Source organism: Cytophagia bacterium CHB2 (assembly GCA_030263535.1).
Lineage (GTDB): Bacteria > Zhuqueibacterota > Zhuqueibacteria > Zhuqueibacterales > Zhuqueibacteraceae > Coneutiohabitans.
Map to the genome: position 1 here is coordinate 1 of SZPB01000422.1, position 4,965 is coordinate 4,965.

The 4,965-nt window shown below is 50.6% G+C and carries 7 protein-coding genes and 1 pseudogene; 5 read left to right on the forward strand and 3 right to left on the reverse strand.

All coding sequences use genetic code 11. The annotated features are described in order from the left end of the window. The 4 genes from FBQ85_26375 to FBQ85_26390 all read left to right on the forward strand — a co-directional run. The coding region (locus FBQ85_26375; GenBank protein ID MDL1878659.1) for a toprim domain-containing protein at window positions 1-752 on the forward strand (752 nt) is incomplete at its 5' end. Window positions 753-797: 45 nt separating this feature from the next. Continuing rightward, window positions 798-1,022 carry a hypothetical protein gene (locus FBQ85_26380; GenBank protein ID MDL1878660.1) on the forward strand — a complete coding sequence of 75 codons (225 nt, stop codon included), beginning with the start codon at window positions 798-800 and terminating at the stop codon, window positions 1,020-1,022. 202 nt (window positions 1,023-1,224) lie between these two features. Continuing rightward, complete coding sequence (locus FBQ85_26385) at window positions 1,225-1,437, forward strand: DUF3018 family protein (GenBank protein MDL1878661.1); 213 nt, start codon at window positions 1,225-1,227, stop codon at window positions 1,435-1,437. Continuing rightward, on the forward strand, window positions 1,434-1,763 hold the full coding sequence (locus tag FBQ85_26390; GenBank protein ID MDL1878662.1) for a type II toxin-antitoxin system PemK/MazF family toxin: 330 nt from the start codon (window positions 1,434-1,436) through the stop codon (window positions 1,761-1,763). Before FBQ85_26385 ends, FBQ85_26390 begins: the two co-directional genes overlap by 4 nt. Window positions 1,764-2,220: 457 nt before the next feature. Here FBQ85_26390 and FBQ85_26395 read toward each other — a convergent pair. From FBQ85_26395 to FBQ85_26405, 3 genes and pseudogenes are all read right to left on the reverse strand, one after another. After that, window positions 2,221-2,421, reverse strand: a pseudogene (locus FBQ85_26395) (hypothetical protein). A gap of 380 nt (window positions 2,422-2,801) precedes the next feature. Further along, entirely contained in the window at window positions 2,802-3,254 is a 453-nt protein-coding gene (locus FBQ85_26400; GenBank protein MDL1878663.1) for a site-specific DNA-methyltransferase, read from the reverse strand. Window positions 3,255-3,303: 49 nt separating this feature from the next. Beyond that, complete coding sequence (locus FBQ85_26405) at window positions 3,304-3,465, reverse strand: BlaI/MecI/CopY family transcriptional regulator (protein ID MDL1878664.1); 162 nt, start codon at window positions 3,463-3,465, stop codon at window positions 3,304-3,306. Window positions 3,466-4,173: 708 nt separating this feature from the next. On the opposite strand from FBQ85_26405, the gene FBQ85_26410 reads away from it, so the two are divergent. Continuing rightward, on the forward strand, window positions 4,174-4,965 hold a 792-nt coding region (locus FBQ85_26410), incomplete at its 3' end, for an ABC transporter ATP-binding protein (GenBank protein MDL1878665.1).

The window sequence follows — 4,965 nt, forward strand, 5'->3', positions numbered from 1 at the left end:
CACGCTCGGGTGATTTAAAGTTAGTGCCGCAGAGTGCGGATGACTTGCCGGACGGTTCAATCATCAAAATCGGTAAAGACCGAGCGGACGCCAAGGCATTACGTGAGGCAAATCCAGACAGCATTGTTCTAACCGCTGGTGATTTATTGCTGCCAGCACAAGACATTGATGGTCAAATTTGGAGTGTGCAAACAATACAGCCTGGCGGCGCCAAGTTTTTTGCAACAGGTAGCAAAAAAGAGAGCAACTTTTATGTGGTCGATGGCAATAATCAGGGTGTGGTCGCACTAGATGCCGCGCCAGCCATTGTGATTGCTGAAGGGTATGCAACCGCAGATACTTTATCTAAAACGCTGGGTTATCCCGTTGTTGCCGCATTTGATTCAGGTAATTTACCTAAAGTCGCGCAAGCTTTGCATGAAAAATACCCGCACAAGTCGATTATTATCGCCGGTGACGATGATTCCATACAGGAATCAATGAATGGTAAAAACCCAGGTAAGGAAAAGGCATTGGAAGCGGCAGCATTGGTTAATGGGATCTCTGTTTTGCCAATATTTGCACCAGGCGAGCAAGTCTCACAGAAATTAAGTGATTTTAATGATTTGGCCAATAAAAGCAGTTTGGGTATTGAAGCTGTTAAACGTCAAGTTGGATCGGTCATTAAAAAAGCACTGGAACAAGCCAAGACTGAGAAATTTCAAGTCCATGCTGAACAAAATCAGCAGCAGAAACAGGCGTTGATCAGGTAGCGAGTGCTTTAATCATAAGGTGATTTCACCCATGGATAAAGTTTTATGAATACGATAATTTGTATGGAGTTCAGAACACAAACCCGTGGTTATACGCTGTTACTTGAAACTGATTTGCTTGGCGACTTGATTGTTACCCGTCACTGGTTCGGTTTGCAAAATGGGCGGGGGAGTACAAAACGGCAATTATTCTATGAATTGGAAGATGCGCTCAAAGAGATTAAGCGTATTGAAAAAATTAGGTTGCGTAGGGGTTATGTCCGGTTGTAGAAAAAATCGCCAGCTTCTAATAAGGAGAGCATGCAATCTGGTGATAGGGGAAGAGGGTCGGCCGGGATTCTGATGAAATTGGCCAGAATCCCGGCCGACCCTCAATCAGGCTGTCTTTTCTGCCTAATCCTTATCAGGTTTAACTTTTTTCTTGTAAATATATAGCCATATAGGTAACATGTTACTACAAGGAGTAATCGATATGCCCTCAAAAACCCCATCAGAAAAAATGCACGACTACCGCTCGCGGCTTCGGGCAAGTGGATTGCGGCCCGTACAAATATGGGTTCCTGACACACATGCAGAAAATTTTACAGCAGAAGCAAAACGACAATCTGTACTTGTTAGCGGACGCGCCAATGAAGATGATGCGCTTGATTTTATTGAAACCGTAGCAGATATGAGTGATTCATGAGACGTGGGGATATTGTGGTTGTTTCTGCGGCTGGAGACTACGGCAAACCAAGACCCGCCGTAATCATACAAGAAAACCTGTTTAACGACACACACGCTAGTATCCTTGTTTGCCTGCTGACAACCGATATTCAGGACGCGCCACTATTCAGACTTGATATTGATCCATCTGACGATAACGGATTAAAAAAGCGTTCGCAGATTATGGTTGATAAGATTGTAGCGTTGCGGCGCGAACGGATCAGTTCGACCATTGGAAAAATTGATGATGATACGCTCATCAGCGTTAATCGATCCCTTGCATTATTTCTCGGATTGGCACAATAAAACTCGTTAACTATTTGATAAACGTTAACCAGCATACATCAAGGAAGAGCAGAAGGCGGATCAGGGTGCTCGAGAAGCGCTTATTCCGACAAATGAATGGGATAAGTCGTTAGTGAAAATAAGCTCAATAAAGAAAAACGCACTAGCGCTTGCTGAGAAGCTACGAATTCATCCTGCGATCGTTACGGGGCGAGTTCGTTATGAAACTCAAAACTGGCGTTTGTTGACCAATTTGTTAGGTGCAAAAGGTGATGTTGAAAAAAGTTTTGGAAACCAAGCGAGGTAAGTGATATCAATAACTTGGCAAATAGCATTTGGATTGGCTGAAAAGTTAATCCAGATAGGCGATCTACTTGAGCTGACACAACAATAAACAGCGTTGCCCGTTAAAAGTTAAAGATCATTCAATAAGACATTTAACGACACGTATCAAACGAATTAAAACAGGAACAACAGCATGTTGCGCTCCCAATCTATGGCGCTCGGTTATCAATACTGAATTACTTGTGCCTAATGAGCGTAAGATATTTGCCAGAGTTGTCTTACCCCTGCCGTTCTCCGCGTATATTAAGGCCAGTTTGCTGAAAGCGTTTTGGGGGCCAGGATTGACGGAATCGAACTGCCCAATATTTCTCAAAAGCTGAATGCTATCTACCATCTTTGCTCCTTAAAACGCAAAAGTCGCCTGTACCCGTTCGTCAATGGAGCGCAGCTTGGCATAGTTCAATATGTCGCGCAAGGATGCGCCCTTGTCACGCCACTCATCTTCGTCTGCTCGTCCGACGTGGTCAGTAGTGCTGGCACATAAAGCCACCTGCCCGGCTTTGGGATAGTCTCCGTATTATTCGCTTCGACCACCCATTGGGATGCTCATATTGGAGTTGGAAGCCTTCTGTTACCGGCTCAAGATTCTGTTCCTTTTCAATAGAACGATCCTCAATCTGCGTAACAACTAAACCAAGGTCAGTATCCTCGCTATTCCGCAGTGTTTCTATTGTTCTGCCCATAACAGCCCCTTCATTCATCATTGTTATAACCTTATTGTCTCGGCGCTACTACGCCAATGTTCTTGTAAAGAGTGATATACAACACACCATAACGGCGGACAACATCATTCATGATAACTTTAAGATAATGCGCCTCGTTGTCATCAATCGTCACCCAAATGCTGCCATCTTCTGCTAACAGCTCGCGCAACAGGCGCAAACGCGGGAACATCATTGCCAGCCACTGGCTATGCTCCAGATTATCATCGTAATGCTCAAATGCACTTTTGGTATTATAGGGAGGGTCGATGAAGATGCACTTCACCAGTCCGGCGTAGTAAGGCAATAACGCTTTCACCGCGTCCAGATTGTCGCCCTGTATCACCATGTTCTGGCTAGTCGTGTCGCCTGCGCTGTTCGCGTCATCGGCCTCCAACAGGCGATACGGCACAGCCTCTGCCTGTTTCACATGTTTGTCACGATCTAACCAGTTCAGGATCGGCATTTAAATACTCTTTCTGTACCGGCCATACCGGCTTTTACTCTGTTATCTGTCATGGCTGGCCATACCATGTGGATCGGCCGCCGCCATTCCGGGTAAGCAGGCCTTTTTTCACCAGTGAGCCAAAAGTTGCCTTCAATGTGTTCGGGCTTGCGCCTATCTCGCGCACCATGTCGCGGGCCATGATCTGTTCTTCGTTCAGTGCAAAATCCATAGCGGTAACATCCTTCAAAAAGCGCGCGCCTGGCGGCTGCCCGCCCCCTGTCAGGGAGAGAGCGTGGCGCCGGCGCTTCCCGTCACTAGGGCCGCGATTATAGCATGGGGTCTGGCGGCGAACGAATAGCGCCTGCCTCAAGAGGGGGCCTTTCACGATGGGAGCGAAATCTTTGAACCGCAGAGGCGCAGAAAGAACAAGACTTCCGAAGTCTTCGGAGACTTCGGAAGTCTGCCTTTCGCGCTTTGCTCTGCGCTCTCTACGCCTTTGCGGTGATGCTCTACCCCAGAACTGGAATACAGTCTTCAAGACACTCACCCACGTCCTGACACAGCGTTGCCAACAAAAGTCTTGACAATCGCGCGCCGCCCGTGCTATACTGCCCGCATCCTATGAAAGGAGCAAAGGCGCACAATGGCAAATCGTACCTTCATCCGCACTCGCATGAGCGGCGTTCCCGCCGGGAACGAGCCTTGCCGTATTGCGCCTGTTTGCCGCTAAGGAAACTCGCCTAAACGAGTGACGCTGGCCGCGGGCGCAATGCCCGCGGTTTTGTTTTGCGATGACTCGTCCAACGAGTCCGTCGCCGGCCACACAAGCCGCGGGCACCCAGCTCGCGGCTTTTTTGTGCGGCACCACAGGCCCGAAACCGCTTTTCTCGCGTCGAAAGCTGAGCATTACCAACGCACCATTGAGGACATCACCATGATGGAGCATTCCATCCCCACACAAGAAGCGGCGCTCGTTGTCGAGAACGTCGTCAAGCGCTTCAATGTCGCCGCCGAACCCTGGTGGCGGCGCTGGATTGGGAGCCACAAGGCGACCAACGGTCATGCGGCTGGCGGACAGCCCGCCAACGGCCATGACGCCCCGCACAAGCTCAAGGCCCGGCGCGGCAAGGAACTGGTCACCGCTGTATCGAACGTCTCGTTCAGCGTCTATCGCCGCGAAATCTTCGGCGTGCTGGGGCCGAACGGATCGGGCAAGGCCACGCTGATCCGCCTGCTCTCCACGCTGCTGCTGCCGGACGAGGGGACGATCACCGTCTTCGGGCTGGATGTGGAGCGCGACGAGATGGCCGTCAAGCGGATGATCAACCGCGTGTCGGTGGAGGCGGCCTTCTTCAAGAAGCTCAGCCCCAAGGAGAACCTGCTCTATGGGGCGCGGCTGTACGGCGTCTCCGGCAAGGAAGCCGACCGCAAGGCCCGCGAGATTCTGGGGCGGCTGGGGCTGCGCGAGAGCAGCTACACCAGCCCGATGGAAGACATGAGCCGGGGGATGCAGCAGAAGGTAGCTATCGCCCGCGCCTTCCTGACGCAGCCGGTGCTGCTGCTGCTCGACGAGCCGACAACCGGCCTGGACCCGCGCTCCAAGCTGGAAGTGCAGGCGTTCGTCAACGAGCTGCGTGTCACGCACGACGCGACGATCGTCATTACGACACACGACATGAACGAGGCCGACGCGCTATGCGACCGCATCGCCATCCTCGACGATGGCAAG

Coding starts and splice junctions, on each gene's coding strand:
- FBQ85_26380 (MDL1878660.1), top strand. CDS start 798: ATGAATACGATAATTTGTATGGAGTTCAGAACACAAACCCGTGGTTAT.
- FBQ85_26390 (MDL1878662.1), top strand. CDS start 1,434: ATGAGACGTGGGGATATTGTGGTTGTTTCTGCGGCTGGAGACTACGGC.
- FBQ85_26405 (MDL1878664.1), bottom strand. CDS start 3,465: ATGGATTTTGCACTGAACGAAGAACAGATCATGGCCCGCGACATGGTG.
- FBQ85_26385 (MDL1878661.1), top strand. CDS start 1,225: ATGCCCTCAAAAACCCCATCAGAAAAAATGCACGACTACCGCTCGCGG.
- FBQ85_26400 (MDL1878663.1), bottom strand. CDS start 3,254: ATGCCGATCCTGAACTGGTTAGATCGTGACAAACATGTGAAACAGGCA.